The sequence below is a fragment of the Microcoleus sp. B5-D4 genome (assembly GCF_036705145.1).
Lineage (GTDB): Bacteria > Cyanobacteriota > Cyanobacteriia > Cyanobacteriales > Microcoleaceae > Microcoleus.
The window spans coordinates 1-17,114 of record NZ_JAUBTV010000042.1; the positions used below are offsets into that span (position 1 = coordinate 1).

Consider the following 17,114-nt stretch of genomic DNA (forward strand, 5'->3'; position numbering starts at 1 on the left):
TCATTATTATCTCCGATGATTCACTTTTACTTCCTCAATCCGCGTATGTGCCAGTTGGGGGTGCGGAATGTGGGTTAGATCCCGATTCAGTGCGCGTTGCCGAATTTCCTTCTGCTAGATCAATCAAAAAACACTGATTTGTCCGGCGTTGGTCGAGCACCCTTTTGAAAGCGTTCCCAAGACTGCTTTAACTGAGCCGGCGCCGGATATTCTTTATCGTAAACCACCAGCACATTCGTCAAATTCCGTCCCGGTGGCAATAAAATCTGCCCCTGATGAGCCAAACCCACCGAAGCGCCCCCGTCCAAATTCATCGCTTCAAAACAGCCGATTGCCTGCATAACTTTAGCTTCTGCTTCCAAAGACAAACTATCAAGAAAAGTCACCAAAAATAACTTATCTCTCGAAGCCGGAAAGCCGATCGCCGTTCTCGAACCCACGCCCAAAACACCAGCATCTTTAAAACCTTCCGACAAAGGAGACAGCCAAACTTTCCCCGCTTTAACCAATCTCGGCCCGCAAGTCAGAGAAAACCAATGTTGACTCCAATCCGGCTTACCTTCAATCCTAGCCGTCACCATTTCCAATTGATTTCCGGCTTTAATTCCCAAAGTCGTGCCGTAATTTTCCCATCGGCTGTATTTCTGAAACTTACCCGCCGCCACCATATTTCCCAGCACAGATTTCTGCTCATCTTTACCAAAAAAAGTCCCGTTAGCAACAACAGCAGCCCGGTAACGCGACACCATATTTTCAAAAGGTTCGTCGCCCCGCGTGACTTTAGAAGTATTTGCAAAGTCTGCATTATTAGCTAACCCAATTGTGAGATAAATTTCGGGGTCTGCGAGGTCAATAGTTGTGAGATAAAAACTTGCGCCAGCTACATTTTGGCTGCTGACTTGTACGGGTTTTGCTTGCTTAGCAGAACGTTTGATAATTTGAGGTTGAGACGGTTGCGTGACCGGAGAATTTTCGGGCGATTTTACAATAGGATTACTCGGCAGAGGTTGATTGGTTTTTGCCCATTTTACAATGGGATTGGTAGGGAGAGGTTGAGGAGTTTGATTTGATTGTATACTTGATAAAAAAGCGAGTGACTTTTGCCACAGTTGAGCCGCCAGAGTCAAGAAAGTATCTCGGTTTTGGGCGATCGCAAAATAGTCAGCCGCAACCCGCGCCAAAGCTATACCCGTTAAAAATAAAAAAGTGCGCCGCAGCATCGGGCGACAACCTTCAGACTGTTTGCGTTTAGACATAAAAAATCTCAGCTAGGATAGCGAACAGATACATTTAACCCGGTAAATTCAGGACTAAGCCAGAATTTGCCGTGTATGGCAAGATAGAGAAAGCTGCAAGCTTTTCTATCAGGGAGGTATCTCTCAAAGCTTTCAATAAAATATTGCAAGCGCCATTGAAATCTCTGTCCAGAGTGTGTCCGCATTCTGGACATTTAAAGATTTTAGACCCGTTTAATTTAGTGTGGATATGTCCACACTTTGAGCAAGTTTTCGATGTGTACTCTTCTGTTACGTCTACTACAAAGCCCCCATGTTTAGCGGCTTGATGCTTCAACATTTGTTTAAAACGATAATGACTCAAAGTTACCATCGCTCTAGCTGTTTTAGTTGCCAGTCTGCGCTTGCCTTTCTTGACCATTTGTTGCGTTTCAAAGGTCGGCAACAAAATTAATTTGTATTTGACTGTCAAATGTTTAGCAGCTTTTTTGTGCAATTCATTGACTAAGTTTTTAATCTTAATCCGAATTTTTGCTGCTGACTTTCTCAAGCAATACCTCAACCGCTTGAGTTGCCTTCCTTTGCTCAACCCTATACGTGACATTAATTTGTCTAGATGTCTTGCCAGTCGATAGATACGACCGATATCATTCTTTCCTATTTCGATAAATTCACTGCCGTCAAAGCCAGTAATAAAAGTTCTCACGCCGGGGTCTAAAGCAATAGCTAAATCGCTTTTAATCGCTTCTATTTTAGGTGCATCAACAGCATAGCAAATAAACCATTGCCCGTCGCTCAAGCTTAGTGTTGGTTCGTGTTGCATTTCTTCAAAAATAGGCTCCGATGCTTTAAAGCTTAACCCCTTAGTAGACAGCGGATAAAAAGTCCCGGATTTCCAATTACACTTTTGGAACCTGATAGTCTGAGATGCGTCGAAACGGCTTCTAAACTTTGCTATTCCTTTTGACTTCTTAGCTGCTTTATGTGCTTCAAAAGCTTGAAATACTGCCATTTGTCGCGGGTTGTAAGGTTGCTCTGATACCCAAGCAGGAGCCAAGTCCATTACTTTTTTTCTTAAGTCGTACTTGCCAATTCTTTCGTTTTTAACAATAGCAATTGCTTGGTTGTAACACCATCTACTTGCTGCAATCCAAGTCCTCCATTTCGCTGCTAGCCCGATTTCCGGGTAAACTCGGATCTTCTTTGATAGCAGATTTGTATTTTCGGAGTCCGTAGAGTCGGCAACTGAAGACGTGGATGATGGCAAGGATATCTTCAACCATTTCTCGCTCTGGAGACAATTCACTTCTACTGAGAACCATGAGTTCGCAATCGTTCTGCTCGCAGATCCATTTGATGAGGTCGCCACCAAACCGGCACAGTCTGTCTTGGTGTCCGACCACAACTGTTGAGATAGATCCTGACATGATTTGTCCCAAAAGGGCAAGCAGTGATTTTCTTTTGAAGTTGAGTCCGCCTCCGATATCTTTGAAGACTTTAGCTTGCGGGTAGAGACTTTGGAGGTAGCCAACTTGTCTTTCGAGGTCTTCTCGCTGTTTGTAGCTGCTGACTCTGGCATAGATAGCTGTGACTCGGTTGTGTTTTGTTCCGAGAACGCTGTCAATGTCGTAGCGGCGCTGGTTGGAGGGAGTTCTGATTGCTGATATTTTGTCGGCAAGCTCCCAGTTTCTAAGCGTTTTTTCTGAGACTTGCAGGATTTTGCAAGCTTCTCGCGGTGTGACATATTTGGTCATCGGTGGCGGTAGAATGTTCTTAATCTAAGTTACCACCATCTACCAGCATTTACCGGAAAATTCCGGAAAATTATTTATTTCACATTAACAGTTTTCTATGGCTGTGACTATAGCGGTTCTCGGAAAGATGAGGTATTCACCAATTAATTAAAAATTCCCCAATCCCCCAATCTAAAATCTAAAATCTAAAATCTAAAATCTAAACTTGTACCTCATCTATCTGAGAAAGGCTATATAATGGGCGATCGCCTGAATTCTGAAACTACCAGTAGCAAGGTGCGCGCTTACGCACCTTGCTACTAATTCAAAACTCACAACTATTTGCCTAGCCGGTATTCCGCATCCCCGCAGCAATTCCATTAATCGTCAGCAGAGCTCCCCGCAACAATTCACCCTTGCTGTAACGCGAGTGAATCACCCCCGGAACCCCGCCACTACCGTGCTGCCGCAAGCGTTTCAGCAACGAAACCTGCAACAAACCCAAAGGCACAATCGTCGCATTTCGCAACTGCACCGATCGCTGCAGCGATGGATCTTCGTCCAACAAACGTTGGTGTCCGGTAATCGTTAAAACCAAATCGCGAATCAAGTGAAATTCGGTCGCAATTTGATCGAATAAAGCCTTAAAACGCTCCTTATCAGCAGGCAAAGCTAACTCCTGCACGTAGTGTTCTGCAATCTGCAAATCCACCTTCGATAAAGTCATTTCCACCTTAGAAATTACCATTCTAAAAAACGGCCATTTCAAGTAGAAATACTGCAAAAGTTTCATGTGTTCTTCCGGTTCCTCTAGCAAAAACTCTTGCAAAGCTGTACCGACACCGTACCAAGAAGGAAGTAAAAAGCGGCTTTGAGTCCAGCTAAACACCCACGGAATTGCTCGCAAACCGCTGATGTCTTTTTTGCCACCGCGACGGGCCGGGCGAGAACTAATTTGCAACTGGCTGATTTCTTGAATCGGGGTAACTTGGTGGAAGAAATCGACTAAATCCGGCTGTTCGTAGATTAAATGGCGGTAGTGCGATCGCGATCGCGCCGATAACTCCTCCATAATCTCATTCCAAGGGTCGATGCCATCAAAACCAGTGTGCAGCAAACTCGCTTGAATTACCGCCGCCGCCACAGTTTCCAAATTGTAAAGCGCCAACTCCGGCAAAGAATATTTAGAAGCCAAAACCTCGCCTTGTTCGGTAATCTTAATTCGCCCGCTAATACTCTTTCCAGGCTGAGCCAAAATTGCCTTGTAAGCAGGCCCGCCGCCGCGCCCTACCGAACCGCCTCTGCCGTGAAAAATCCGCAACTCTACATTGTATTTTTCCGCAACCATTTGCAAAGCCTTTTGAGCTTTGTGAATTTCCCAATTGCTGCTGAGGAAACCCGAATCTTTATTGCTGTCGGAATATCCCAGCATCACCTCTTGCAATTTAATAATTTCGATTGGGCATTTGAGATTTTCTGCGTTTTTTTCCGCTACTTCCTGCGCGTATCCTCCTGTTAGCAAAGCCCGATAAAGCGGCAGTTCAAAGATTTGCTGCATAACTTCCGGCGCTTTTTTCAAATCTTCCACCGTTTCAAACAGGGGAACTACTTGAATGTTGCTAATTCCTGTCGCCGGATCGTAAAGTCCGGCTTCTTTTGCTAACAGCAAAACGGCCAGTAAATCGCTGACATCGTGGCTCATGCTAATCACGTAAGTTTCGCAAATTTCCGGGCCAAACTCCTGCTGCATTTGCCGCAATATTCGGAAGGTATTGATCGTCTCGCAAGTTTTGGGAGAAAATGGCAATTCTGCTGGAATTAAAGGGCGGCGAGTTTGCAGTTCCGTTGCCAGCCAAATAATTCGATCGCATTCCGACATTTGATTGTAAGGCTTGGGCAAAATTTGCAAGTATTCAGCAATTTCGCTCAAAGCCTCGGAGTGTACTGTTGACTCTTGGCGGATATCTAGGTAAGCCAAATTAAATCCGTAAATTTCTACTTGGCACAGCAGATTTTCCAAGTCCCGACAGCTCAAACCTGTTTCCACTAAATTGTGCTCGATGAGCTGCAGCTCGGTCAAAAACTCAGCGCCCGATCGATAAAGGCCCGTCATTCCGGGATGTTCTGACAAAGCTTCGCGCTCCCGCTGCAACTCGTCTCCTTTGTAGAGCCGCCAATTGCGATCGCGCGTATTTTCCAGTCGCTGCTGCACGTAGGCCAGCTTCAACCGATAGGGTTCTTGCCGATAGCGAATCGCCCACTGCTCGTAAACATCCGGGAATTCCGATTTGTCGCGATCGAGAGATTCCAGCAATTCCGGCAGCACGTCGCTCCAGTGCAGCGACAAACTCAAAAGTTCGTTCAGCCGTTTCACCGCGCTGATGTACTTCTCTAGCACTAAGTGGCGCTGATAGCAAGCCGTTTGCCAAGTAACTTTCGGAGTCACAGAAGGATTGCCGTCCCTGTCCGATCCCACCCAAGAACCGAACTTGCAAAAATTGTAACTAGGCGGTTTCAGATAAGGGTAAGAAGCGTGCAGAGCTTGCTTGAGGCGGTGGTAGAGTTCGGGAATAGCATCAAACAGAACTTCCTCGAAGTAGTGGAGAGTGTATTCCACTTCGTCAAGTACAGTCGGCTTGAACTGGTGCAGTTCGTCAGTGCGCCACCAGAGACGAATTTCTTCCATCAGTTGCTCTTGGAGAGCCGCCGCTTCCCAGCAAGACACCGGGTAGGGGCTTGGAGAGTCGGCCCCGATCACCTGAAATTTCTCGTCAACTTGGTCTAGCTGTTGGAGAATCTTCGCCATTCGTCGCTGCTTGGTGCGGATCGTGTGGCGAACAATTTCCGTCGGGTGAGCGGTGAATACCAAGCGGATGTCTAACTGATCGATCAAGCGCTGGATTTGCTGGCTGGGCACGTTCAAGCGCAGCAGCATCGGGAACAGTTGGTGAAAAGTGCCGGCATCTCGGGCGATCGTCTCGCCGCTGTCTGCACCGCGAGGAGCCATTTGGGCTGGGACTGGGCCTTCCCGGTGGCGCGGGCGATCGGGGGCATCAGTTGCTTGTCCTGGCAGCTTAGAAAACATCCGCCCACCAGCATCGTTGCTGCTAGCGTAAGCTAGCTGTTGGTCTCGCTGTTCGTAGTGCTGTTCGACAATGTTGATCAACTGAAAATACAGTGCAAAAGCCCTAGCGGCACGGATGGCGGCGTTGAGGTCGAGCTTTTCGATTAGCTGTACGACATTCGACTCGCGAAAGTGAGTGGCTTGTCCCTCGGCGGAATTGACTGATCGCATTTGTTGGAGCAAATCCACCAATTCCTGTCCGCACTCCTGTCGCAGCACCGATTCCCACAAGTCCTCTACAACTTTGAGGCGATTTCGCAGAAACAGGTCTGATTTTGAGTAAGCGGGAGAATGGGAAATAGATGTTGCATCAATAGCCTGTTCTGAAGACTGGAGGACTGAACTCATCGGGCTGTTCCTCAATAGCTGCGGGTGTCTGTGAAAATTGTATGGTTTAGTTTCGCCTAAAACACTTTTGTTTGCAGTCAAATCTGAGACAACTTATTGCAACGTAGAAAGTAGAAGGCACTTATGTACAAATTATAAGGAAAGATTAATTCTCAAACCACAGATTGTACCTATTGTCAAGCTTTCAGATCACTTGACTTGCGATTTGAGATTTTAGACGATCGGCGTGAGACGATCGGCCAGAAGTGAGTTGAGTCGCGCCAAGTCGAACAATTTGAGATTTACTCCAAAGAAGAATCTGGGAAGTTGAACTAGGGTCGAAAATTTTTATCTGTCCCCGACTCCTGTCGCGGGCTGGTATCCGTTTTTGGGCAGGGTCAATCGATTTGAGATTTGAGATTTTCGATTGACTTGCGCGAGATAAATGCTCTTTCTTGAGGATTTTCGATTTGAGATTTGGGATTGATTCCACGGATAAATCACGTGGCGGGTACCACCTTTGAAATTCCTGGTCACAAAATTTAACTTCTAGCTGCAGCATCCTTCCTTGGGCTTTCTAATCCTGTGATTGAGGAAAGTTGAGTACGGGAAGGCGCGAACCCCGAAAGACTTCTTCGCTTTCAACGCCGATCGACGCAACAAACTCAGCAGCAGCTTTAGCCACCACCAACCCGCCCAGCATGGGTAAGGCGACCAAGCTCAATAAAATGTCTGAGGGAACTGGCAACTTTGGACTGTTAGGTGTTTGAGTTTTGAGCAAGTCTTGGTTTTCCGACGGCATAAATTCCTCCTGTGTCAATCCGTAATCCTCAGTTTACAGGGCAAATAATCATCTTGACCGCTGTTTTCTGACTAATAACTTCTGAGATCAAAATGTGACATCCGACGAAAGATATCCTGCAAGCGATCGTCCCCCCGTAGACAAGTCTATAAATATCTTGTCGCGAGATCATAAGCTCGCACTCGGAAAAAACGCTTTGTATAAAATCGGGATACTCCCCGAAGGCGCTCGTGGGACTCTCTCCGCGGAGCATGGCGAAACCCCAGCACTACAGTCAGAAAATAATAGACATTTCCCGAAAAGCCAGTCTTGAACAGGCATTCTGCCTGTTCCACAAGAATTATGAGAGAGGTTTAATTATTATTCGGATGCAAACGGAAACGATATGACTAATGACGAATAACTTCTTGCTTGGCTTAATTTGGACTTATCTGTGCCAAAATGTCGAGGTATTATCAAAAAAATATTCCCCAACGACTCGAAGCCGAGGGGATACAAGGCAAGACACTAAGTCCAGCATGGCTTAAACCAGACAAAACGGTGAGGCTCGGCAAATCAAATAATTGTCTGTAAAATCTGTAACTGTGCTATTTCTAGAAAACAAAACCAGCTTTGGCAAAATTTAGAGTTTCATGTTGAATGCGAACGGGAGCATATTGGCAGACAATCGATCGAGCGCCTCGCAGTGGGCCGGGGAAGCTTTAGGGCTTCCCGAAGTTCAAGTACAAGCGCGTTTGCGGGGAAATCACCTGCACATTTTGTGCGAAGCAGCGCAGTGTCCGTCTCAAGAATTGGTGACGGCGAGATTTACCAACGCCCTCGAACACACTGATTTAACGCAACTGCTGCCCGATCGACCTAAAATTTACCAGTTGTTTCTGTGCGGCCGCAAAATCGGTTCCCGACAAAATGACTGGACAGTCCGGCTCGATTGCAGCAGTCCCAAGCGACAGCAACAGCCACAGCAACCGGAACCAAAAGTTGCCGAAGTGCCCCCGCCAGCGAGTTCCCCCGACGAACCGCCAGCAAGCCCTAAAAGAGGCGGATTTTTCGGCAAATTTAAGAATGACAACCAGAAACTCAAACAGACACCAAAACCAGTAGAAACAGCAGCCCACCCGCCGCAAGTACGGGAAGAACTGGATTTTGACGCCGACAGTCTGCCCATCGCCTCCCGCATTGAATACCCAGAAGCTTTTGAAACTTCCCCCGTGACGATCGACACTTCGGCTGCTGCGACGCGGGAAGCTTTTAGTTCCGCCGTTCCCCCGCAGCAGAAAGCCAACCGTGGCGCAGTGGCTTTGATTCAATCCCCCCAAGCTGACTCAGGCGAGGGCGATCCTGATGGAACATTAACGGTTTCGCCGGAAACCTTGGCGCGCCGGGGCTATCCAGATGCGATCGCCAGCTATCTCAGCGAAATCCTAGGGCCGATGGGAGTTTCGGTGAAAGTAAGCATTCGCGAAAAAGAACTCAAAACCAGCCGAGAAACCCTGCCGGTGAATGGGCCGGAAAATATCAAGCCCAAGGAACGCCGACTGCTGGTGCTGTGCGAGTCAGCTTACAGCCCAGACCCCTCATTGCTGGCCGAACCCATCGCCGGCAGGCTACGGAAACTGCAACTAGAGGATTTCCGGGAAGCCGTGATCGCCAGCCAAGTCAGCGGCGAAGCGAAGCCGGACTGGCTGCTGCGAGTGGATTTGACTTCGCCGGACAAAATTCTTAAGGAATGGGCCAGGTGGGGAGACGTACAGTCGATCGCCAAACTGCTAAATCAACACTTGGCTGCATCGAGAGTCGAAGTGCGAGCTACCCTCAAAGAAGCAACCCTCCATCTGTTTTGCAGCAAAACTGCCAAAAAAGGACAAAAGCCTAAAAGGCAAGAATACCCCGACAAGCAGCAAACCACCGACGCGATCGCCCCTTTGTTAGCCTCCTTTGCACCCCAAGGCATCCGCGCAGCTACAATCTACGGCGTAGAACCAGCCAAGGACTCTCAGGCGGCGCCGGAGTCCCCCGTGTGGATAGACTGGGTAGACTTGCCAGCAGCCCACCACCCCGACTTGGCTGCGAACGCTAGAACGCTGGCGATCGAGGGCGACCAATTGGCTTTGACTTTTTTATTGAACAGGTTGCTCAACCCCAATCTCAGACGCAAGCTGGAAACAGGAGGGATTCGGGCTGTCGTGCTGCAAAAAGCCAACGTGCTGCACGTCATGACAGAAGCTCTGACTTGCCCTTCTCAGTCGAAGATAGGCCAGCCGGTGGTCAAATTTTTGCGACAGTTACAAATTCCGGGAGTGGCTGGGGTGCGAGTCTACGGACGGCGCGCCGGCCAGAAACTGCCTCTGTGGCGCTACGCAATCGACCTCAGAACGGCTGTTGACGAGGAATCAGCGACGGCACCCGCACCGGTTCCCTCGCCAGTGGCGGTGTTGGAAAAGGAACCGGTGCCGGAGTTTGCGCCGGAGGAGGATGGGAGTTTTTCGGGTTTGGGCGACAATTTGGTGTTCGATGCTCCGATGCCCAACTCCTGGCGGCCGCGTTTCAAAATCAGACTCCCCGGATACAATCTGGGCGAGCAGTTAGTTCAAGCTGCGGTGCAACCGCTTGTGGCTTCGGGTTTGTTTGTTCCTAACGATGGTTTATCCACGAATGCTGCTGCGCCCGGTGGCGTGAGAGCCGATCGCGCAGCAGGCATGGCTGTGATTTGGGCGATCGCCGGCTGTCTGCTGACTTTCAATACCGATTGGCTCCTCGGTCTATTTCTGCAATCTGCGACGGTCAGTCAAGCTCCTAGCGTCTCGGAAGTTTGCAGCGGCCCAAATTGTCAAAATTCAGCTCCCAAGGCTTCTGGCGACGTTACAGCCCGACTGCCGAAGGAAACCCCGAACCCCGTTCCCCCTGCTGAGGAGGTGAATTTGCCTCAAACTCCGTTGCAGCCGTCGCCGGAAGCCAACCAGCAAGAGGCTTTCAATGGCTCTGGGTTTACGAAACCGGGAAATACTAGCGTTCCTGTAGCTGATGTTTCTGCTCCTCCGGTGTTCCCGACTTTGAGGAGCGAGCAGCTTGACGATCAGATAGCGCGCTATCAAGAGTACATTCACCTGCACAAAAAACCGCCGGATATTTTAATTGTCGGTAGTTCGAGGGCGCTGCGGGGCATCGACCCGGCGGTTTTGGAAACCGCTTTGGCAGCTTCGGGCTACCCGGGGCTGAGGGCTTACAATTTTGGGGTTAATGGAGCTACTCTCCAGGTTGTAGATTCGCTCATCCGCCGGATTTTGCCGCCGCAACAACTGCCAAAATTGCTGGTGTTGGCGGATGGGGCGAGGGCTCTCAACAGCGGGCGGCCGGATTTGACTTTTAACGCGATCGCTTCTTCGGAAGGTTACAGACAATTGAGCCGGGGTAGTTTTCTGATCCGCACCAATCAATTAGAATCCGAAACATCGAAGGAAAGCGCCAACAATCCGGTGGCGACTGCGACTGAATTGGTGAACAATTTGGGAGAAGCTCAAGCTAATGTTCAGCAATTGGTGAGTCAAAAGTTGGTTGATGGTTCTGCAACTTACAAAAAGCGCGATCGACTTAAAGGGTTTTTGCGATCGATCGTTAATCCCTCAGCCCCTGTGGCAACCGACAGCCCCCAAACTGTAGCCCTGGGTGAACAAACTACGGAAAATGCCCAGCCCACTGCTATGAGTAAACCAGTCAGCGAGTATCAACCAAATGGCTTTTTGCCGATCGATATACGCTTCAATCCCGAAACTTACTTTCAGAAGCACCCGAAAGTATCTGGTTATTACGACTCCGACTATCAAAATTTTAAATTGGTAGGCGAACAAGCTCTAGCACTCAAAAATCTGATCGAATTTACCAAAGTTCGCAACATCAATCTGGTGTTTGTTAATATGCCTCTGACTGAAGATTATTTAGACCCGGTGCGGACAGGTTACGAACAAGAATTCCGGCAATATATGCAAGAATTAGCAGCTCAAAGCGGACTAATTTTCCTAGATAAGAGTTTATTGTGGCCCCAGGCGCGGGAATCTTTTTCCGACCCCAGCCACCTCAACCGTTACGGTGCAGTTGCAGTTTCTAAGCGCTTGGCTCAAGATCCCATGATTCCCTGGCCGGCGAAACAGTAGTTATAATTTTTGAGTGGTGAGTTATTTTAGAAGTTAAATGCTCCCAACGTTGCGAGTGCGACGCGACTATCTCAAAACTATTCTTTCCTGCGGCTGGACACTGAAAATGAAAAGATTGATATTTCCTGAAAATAGCAAAAATACACAGATAAAAAAGCCTAGAAAAAATCTGCCTTTGATATTTTTTATATTATCTTTAGCATTTTTCTTTTTCAGTTTGTATAAAGGTTTCTTTTTACCTTTAGCTTTATCATCTGGGCCGCCCAGCAACGAACAAAGTAGCGAACAGCCAACTCTGGCACCCTTTGAAGAGGTTGTCAAAGACGCGAAAAAGTTAGAGGGACTATTTACTCTTTACCGCAATCAAGCAACTGATAAAGTATATCTGGAAATTAAACCGCAACAACTCGACAAAAAGTTCCTGTGCTTTGTGACATTGGCATCGGGTTTGGGGGAAGCTGGCATTTTGAGCGGAATGCCGATCGGCGATTTCTTGTTTCAACTGCGGCGCGTCCAAAATAACGTGCAGTTTGTGATACCAAATATAAATTTTCGCACAAGTCCGGGCGATCCGCAAGCAGGTTCGGTAGCACGGGGATTTAGCGAGTCGATTCTCTATTCTTTGCCTCTCAAAAGCATTCATCCGCAAAGACAAACTCTGCTAATCGATTTAGGCGATTTGCTGATGAGCGACAAACGCGATTTACCAGGGGTAAAAGCGATTTTGCCGATGCTTTTGGGCGCTTCGTACTCGATCGATGCAGATAAGTCTTCTTTTAAAGATGTTAAAGCGTTTCCGCTGAATGTGGAGATTGCTTCGGTCTATGGTTTTTCTAGCGATAATGACAGTGAGCTTAACTATTTACCTTCGATTCCTGACAGTCGGGCTTTTAACCTCCGCATTCACTACAGTTTCTCGGAAGTGCCGCTAAATAACGGCTACCGCCCCAGACTTGCGGACGAGCGAGTGGGCTATTTCCTTACAGCATATAAGGACTTTTCTGACAAGAGCAGCCGGGAGCCTTTTGTTCGCTATATCAATCGCTGGCATTTGCAAAAGCAAATCCCGACGGCGCCGATGTCGCCTCCGGTACAGCCGATCGTCTTTTGGATTGAAAATAATGTGCCTCCCGAATACCGAAACGCAATTCGCGAGGGAGTTTTGGAGTGGAACAAAGCTTTTGAAAAGGCAGGTTTTACTGAGGCAATTCAGGTCAAACAAATGCCGGACAATGCTAAATGGGACCCGGCTGACGTTCGCTACAATACTATCCGCTGGTCGAGTTCTTTTGAGCCTCAGTTTGCCGGCATCGGGCCGTCTCGTACTAACCCCTTGACGGGGGAAATTTTGGATGCTGACATTCTGTTGGATGCTAATGTTGTCCGGGAAATCAAACAGGGCTATCGGTCTTTGGTGGAACAAAATCGATCGCTATCTAAGAGTTTTCAAGGGCGAAACGGTTCTAATACCAATCCCTGTCAGTTCGGGATGTATTCTCGCTATTTGAATGTGCTAGAAAATGGGGATTTAGGAAAAAGCAGCGGGGACAATGCTCAAGGTGGAATGGCTGATGATTTGCCGACTTTGGTAGAAAGATACCAAGAGCAAAAGCGCTCGCCTTTATCGCGGTTGATGTCGAGTTCGGATATGTGTTTTGGGTTGGAATCGAGCCGCCAGTTTGCGATGGGGGCAATGTCGATGGATCTGTTGGAAAATGCAGCGCCTAGCAGTGGGGCGATTGACAATTATGTTAATCAATATATCAGATATTTGGCTGCGCACGAAGTCGGTCACACTCTTGGTTTGAGGCACAATTTTCACGGGAGTACGATGCTGCAACCGGAGGATTTGAACAATACTCAGGTAACTCGCACGCAAGGTATGATTTCGTCGGTGATGGATTATGTGCCGATTAATTTGGCACCCCAGGGAACTGTGCAGGGCGACTATTTTCCAACGATTGTAGGGCCTTACGACGATTGGGCGATCGAGTATGGTTACAAGGTGATTGGCGGCCGGGACCCCAACAGCGACTTACCAGCGCTGCAACAAATTGCCAGCCTCGCTGCCCAACCCCAATTAGCTTACGCGCCGGATGAGGATTCTGTTGATATTCTTGACCCCGCTGCAAATACCTTTGATCTCAGCGCCAATATGCTGAGGTATTCGCAATGGCAATTGGATAATGCTAGGGCGATGTGGCAGCGTTTGGAAAAGCGAATTCCGGTTGGGAAAGACGGTTATAACGAACTGCGGGTGATGTTTGATTCGGTGTTCGGGTATTATGTTCAGCAGGTGATGAATGCGACTTTGTATGTGGGGGGGCAGTCGTTTAATCGGATTCGCCCTGGAGATACTAATGGGAAGTTGCCGTTTGTGCCGATCGAACTTTCTGTGCAGCGAGAAGCATTAGCAACCCTTGAAAAGTACGTTTTTGCGCCGGATGCGTTTAGTTTTGCGCCGGAATTGCTGAATAAATTGGCGCCTTCGCGCTGGGAACACTGGGGAAGTCCGGCTTTGGTGTTTCCTCTAGATTACCCGATCGGCGATCGAATTACTTTTTTGCAGCGGTTTGTGTTGCGGGTTTTGCTATCTCCGATGCGTTTGGCGAGACTGCGGGATGCAGAGTTAAAATCCGCGCCGGAAACTGCTTTGAGGTTGCCGGAAGTGTTGAATACTGTGCAAAAGGATATCTGGCAAGAGGTTTTGCAGCCGGAAAAGAAGATGCAAATTTCAACTTTTCGGCGTTCTTTGCAGCGGGAACATTTAGCAATTTTGATCGGAATGGTGCTGCGAAAAACGAGTGTTCCAGAGGATGCGCGGAGTTTGGCTTGGTATGAGTTGCGGCAGTTGCGGGAGGGTTTGAGCAAGAGTATTCGGAATTTGGATCGGAATGCGGATGCTTATACGCGGGCTCATTTGGAGGAAACGCGCGATCGAATTTCTAAGGTTTTGAATTCGCAAATTCAGTCTAATTAATTTTATATAGGGCTTACGCATAGGGGCCCAGAAACCGGGTTTTTTACGAGAATATTTCGTTGCAACCCGCAGATTCGGTAAAAAACCCGGTTTCTTAGAATCTCAGTCAAGTTAAAATAATTAAGTAAAGAAACCAGGTTTTCGCATGATCGGTTTTGACTCAAACACGGAGGAGATTATCCAATGGCAACCACAAATCAACCCGTAGATCAATGGCGTGAAACGTTGGAGAAAATTCTCCAATACTATGCGGATCTTCCTTATACTTATGGGGAGGTGATTACCTATGTGGTGGTCAGCCGCGATTCCTTCGGAAAGCTTCGCTAACGCAACCATTTTATGCTGATACATGAAGGTTGGGAAAATCATCTGCGAGTTCATGGCTATGTGGTTCATGCCGAAATTCGCAATGACAAAATCTGGATTCATTATGATGGTATTGAAGACGGCATCACTGATGAACTCGTCGCCTCTGGCGTACCCAAAGATCGGATTGTTCTGGCTTTTCATCCACCGGAAGTCCGAGAGTACACTGGATATGCGATCGCATAGTTTCTCCTCCCTCTTGACGAAAATTTTAGATAATATCAGCTTGATAGCGTATATCGTACCTTAATAATTTTTTGGCAATATGGAGTACCTTACAGATAAGTTAGAAACACTAAACTTCTGTCATGGCAAGAATTTGAGCGATGGTTAATACCAACTGAGGAAAAGTTGGAGAAACAATAATGGCTTCTCCTTGATATCGCTGTGCCTGATATTCACCATCGATTAAGCGGTTGATAGTCACCGTAGACTGTTTTGGAGAACCAATATACTGAACGCCTCCCAACCCTGCATAATCAACGATCCAATACTCCAGGATTCCTAAAGTTTCATACTCATTCAATTTGATGCGGTAATCATCCCGCCAATTCGTACTGACAACTTCGATCACCAAGGGAGGTGGAATATAGGCAGCAGCAGAGGCAGAACTTTGACGCATTCTGACCCATTCTTCCTTGGCAAACACCACAATGTCGGCTTTACGACTCGATTCACTTTCACCCGGGGCAGCGTTCAATCTGACTTGTTTACTTTGTCGAGGAACGTAGGGAAGGTTCAAGGATTGGCAATGATCTACCAAGAGACGACATAAACCATCGACGACATCCTCATGTTTGGCTGTGGGTTCACTCAGGGGCATGGCAACTCCATTGACTAGCTCAAATGACCTGCCGGAGTCGTCATCCCAGTTGAGAAATTCCTCGAAGGAAAGGGTTTTTTGGGCGATCGCAACCATTGATATTAACCTTTTGCGTAGGTTGGCTCTCTGTTGTCTGTTTCCAGCTTAACGTGAGGTAGAGAGATAGATCGCTGCTCTTGTAGGGTGCGTTAACGAAGTATACCGTAAACTTTGACACCTCTTCTCGTTTTTACTGCCCGCGCCCTGGTTTGGAATCTACGAAACCTAATGCTTCTGTGTCGAGAAAACTGGCGATCGAAATGGCGATCGAAACTGCGATCGGATATTCAATTTCCGCAGCACGCGCGATCGGAGCCGCTTGAATTCGTTCTGGCAAGCGTCTCAAAATGACTTCGGCATCAGCAGGAGAAAGTTGTTGTTGAAGTTTGGCTTGCATGGCATTCACCTGTCAGTGTCTAAGCTTCCTTTTGCAGCCATTGATTTTAATGATAACAAGACTGGTGTGGGCGATCGCTCCTGGTTTTTAGTCGAAATTTGCGCTACAATAATAAATTAATCTGGCATATGACTTGGGCGAGGGTAGCTAGATGGTTAGCTGGATTCTAGAAGATGGTGTATTTGGCTGCTCTATGGCTCCACTTGCAACGGAGATTCGCAAGCAAGGACACAATGTTAAGATTGTTGACTATACCAGAGGCATAACAGACTATCAACGCTTCTTTCCCCAAACAGAGTGTGTCATCTTCTATGGGTCACTCTATATAGCTGAACAGATTATCAGTTGGGATTTGTCTTGGACACCAGGAATTATCGGGACTATTGAACATTATCATTGCACAGCCTATTATCCTCATCTTAAACCTTGGCTGTTGAATGCAGGGGGTTATATTTGGCCGCTATCAGAGTTGTCTTCCTCTGTGGTTGAAAAGCCTAAATTACTTTTCAACATTGAGGAGAGTAAACGTTTGTTTATCCGTCCCAACAGTCCACTTAAACCTTTTGCAGGTAGTCTGTATTCTCCTAGAGAAGTGACGGACTTAGACAGTTTTATGAAACGCCATTACCTCGAAGACCCGAACATTTTGGTGGTGGTTGCACCGGAACAGTCCATTGAAGCAGAATGGCGAGTGATTATTGCCGAAGGGCAAATCTTGTGTGCTTCTCAATATCGGCAGATTGAGAAACCTTACTATCAATCCGGAATGCCTGAGATTGTGCGACAAGTAGCAGAAGCGGTGGCGCAACAACAATGGCAGCCTGACCCAATTTGGGTTCTAGATCTTTGTTGTTCTGGTAATTTGGCTTACGTTCTAGAGATTAATTTTCTATCGTGTTCAGCCTTGTATCAGTGTGATTTGAGCTTAGTTGTGAGAGAAGCATCAGAGGCGGCCTGGAAGCGGTGGGTCCAGAAGCAGCAAGGGATATAATATTTGGCACCTTGCGATCGAACGTCAAAATTACCCGTTGCTCAATCGATCGAAACTCACACCGCGATATAATTCCTCGATCGCCACTTCAAGCTGAATACTCTGAAATATCGTCACCCAAAGCCTGCCTCAATCCCCACAACTAC

General features: G+C 47.6%; 12 protein-coding genes. 5 read left to right on the top strand and 7 right to left on the bottom strand.

Features of this window, described 5'->3' with window-relative positions:
* Window positions 1–119: 119 nt before the first annotated feature.
* The 5 genes from QUB10_RS19285 to QUB10_RS19305 form a co-directional block, all read right to left on the bottom strand.
* On the bottom strand, window positions 120–1,256 hold the full coding sequence (locus QUB10_RS19285; RefSeq protein WP_333204640.1) for a phosphodiester glycosidase family protein: 1,137 nt from the start codon (window positions 1,254–1,256) through the stop codon (window positions 120–122).
* Between the two features lie 34 nt (window positions 1,257–1,290).
* The gene (locus QUB10_RS19290; RefSeq protein ID WP_333204739.1) at window positions 1,291–2,448 is read right to left on the bottom strand and encodes a transposase; all 1,158 of its coding nucleotides are present in this window, start codon (window positions 2,446–2,448) and stop codon (window positions 1,291–1,293) included.
* Window positions 2,372–2,989, bottom strand: coding sequence for an IS607 family transposase (locus tag QUB10_RS19295; RefSeq protein WP_333204642.1), 618 nt, complete (start codon window positions 2,987–2,989; stop codon window positions 2,372–2,374). Before QUB10_RS19295 ends, QUB10_RS19290 begins: the two co-directional genes overlap by 77 nt.
* A gap of 325 nt (window positions 2,990–3,314) precedes the next feature.
* Entirely contained in the window at window positions 3,315–6,440 is a 3,126-nt protein-coding gene (ppc, locus tag QUB10_RS19300) for a phosphoenolpyruvate carboxylase (protein WP_333204644.1), read from the bottom strand.
* Window positions 6,441–6,996: 556 nt separating this feature from the next.
* Window positions 6,997–7,239 carry a hypothetical protein gene (locus QUB10_RS19305; protein ID WP_333204646.1) on the bottom strand — a complete coding sequence of 81 codons (243 nt, stop codon included), beginning with the start codon at window positions 7,237–7,239 and terminating at the stop codon, window positions 6,997–6,999.
* 614 nt (window positions 7,240–7,853) lie between these two features.
* Here QUB10_RS19305 and QUB10_RS19310 point away from each other — a divergent pair.
* From QUB10_RS19310 to QUB10_RS19325, 4 genes are all read left to right on the top strand, one after another.
* A complete protein-coding gene (locus tag QUB10_RS19310) occupies window positions 7,854–11,372 on the top strand; it encodes a hypothetical protein (protein ID WP_333204648.1) in 3,519 nt (1,172 codons plus the stop codon).
* A 106-nt stretch (window positions 11,373–11,478) separates the two neighbouring features.
* Window positions 11,479–14,352, top strand: coding sequence for a zinc-dependent metalloprotease (locus QUB10_RS19315; protein WP_445300779.1), 2,874 nt, complete (start codon window positions 11,479–11,481; stop codon window positions 14,350–14,352).
* 183 nt (window positions 14,353–14,535) lie between these two features.
* Complete coding sequence (locus QUB10_RS19320; protein WP_333204652.1) at window positions 14,536–14,679, top strand: hypothetical protein; 144 nt, start codon at window positions 14,536–14,538, stop codon at window positions 14,677–14,679.
* A 12-nt stretch (window positions 14,680–14,691) separates the two neighbouring features.
* A complete protein-coding gene (locus tag QUB10_RS19325; protein WP_333204654.1) occupies window positions 14,692–14,904 on the top strand; it encodes a XisI protein in 213 nt (70 codons plus the stop codon).
* Between the two features lie 109 nt (window positions 14,905–15,013).
* Here the strand turns inward: QUB10_RS19325 and QUB10_RS19330 are convergent, their stop codons facing one another.
* Both QUB10_RS19330 and QUB10_RS19335 read right to left on the bottom strand, forming a co-directional pair.
* The gene (locus tag QUB10_RS19330) at window positions 15,014–15,637 is read right to left on the bottom strand and encodes a Uma2 family endonuclease (RefSeq protein WP_333204656.1); all 624 of its coding nucleotides are present in this window, start codon (window positions 15,635–15,637) and stop codon (window positions 15,014–15,016) included.
* Between the two features lie 133 nt (window positions 15,638–15,770).
* Entirely contained in the window at window positions 15,771–15,977 is a 207-nt protein-coding gene (locus tag QUB10_RS19335) for a hypothetical protein (protein WP_333204658.1), read from the bottom strand.
* Window positions 15,978–16,128: 151 nt separating this feature from the next.
* Here QUB10_RS19335 and QUB10_RS19340 point away from each other — a divergent pair, with 151 nt between their 5' ends.
* Window positions 16,129–16,968 (top strand): ATP-grasp domain-containing protein, encoded by an 840-nt coding sequence (locus QUB10_RS19340; protein WP_333204660.1) that lies wholly within the window; start codon window positions 16,129–16,131, stop codon window positions 16,966–16,968.
* Window positions 16,969–17,114: the final 146 nt, after the last annotated feature.

Bases quoted from the DNA above. Each gene is read 5' to 3' on its own strand.
- QUB10_RS19325 (WP_333204654.1), top strand. From the start codon at position 14,692: ATGCTGATACATGAAGGTTGGGAAAATCATCTGCGAGTTCATGGCTAT.
- ppc (WP_333204644.1), bottom strand. From the start codon at position 6,440: ATGAGTTCAGTCCTCCAGTCTTCAGAACAGGCTATTGATGCAACATCT.
- QUB10_RS19320 (WP_333204652.1), top strand. From the start codon at position 14,536: ATGGCAACCACAAATCAACCCGTAGATCAATGGCGTGAAACGTTGGAG.
- QUB10_RS19315 (WP_445300779.1), top strand. From the start codon at position 11,479: ATGAAAAGATTGATATTTCCTGAAAATAGCAAAAATACACAGATAAAA.
- QUB10_RS19295 (WP_333204642.1), bottom strand. From the start codon at position 2,989: ATGACCAAATATGTCACACCGCGAGAAGCTTGCAAAATCCTGCAAGTC.
- QUB10_RS19285 (WP_333204640.1), bottom strand. From the start codon at position 1,256: ATGTCTAAACGCAAACAGTCTGAAGGTTGTCGCCCGATGCTGCGGCGC.
- QUB10_RS19310 (WP_333204648.1), top strand. From the start codon at position 7,854: ATGTTGAATGCGAACGGGAGCATATTGGCAGACAATCGATCGAGCGCC.
- QUB10_RS19335 (WP_333204658.1), bottom strand. From the start codon at position 15,977: ATGCAAGCCAAACTTCAACAACAACTTTCTCCTGCTGATGCCGAAGTC.
- QUB10_RS19330 (WP_333204656.1), bottom strand. From the start codon at position 15,637: ATGGTTGCGATCGCCCAAAAAACCCTTTCCTTCGAGGAATTTCTCAAC.
- QUB10_RS19340 (WP_333204660.1), top strand. From the start codon at position 16,129: ATGGTTAGCTGGATTCTAGAAGATGGTGTATTTGGCTGCTCTATGGCT.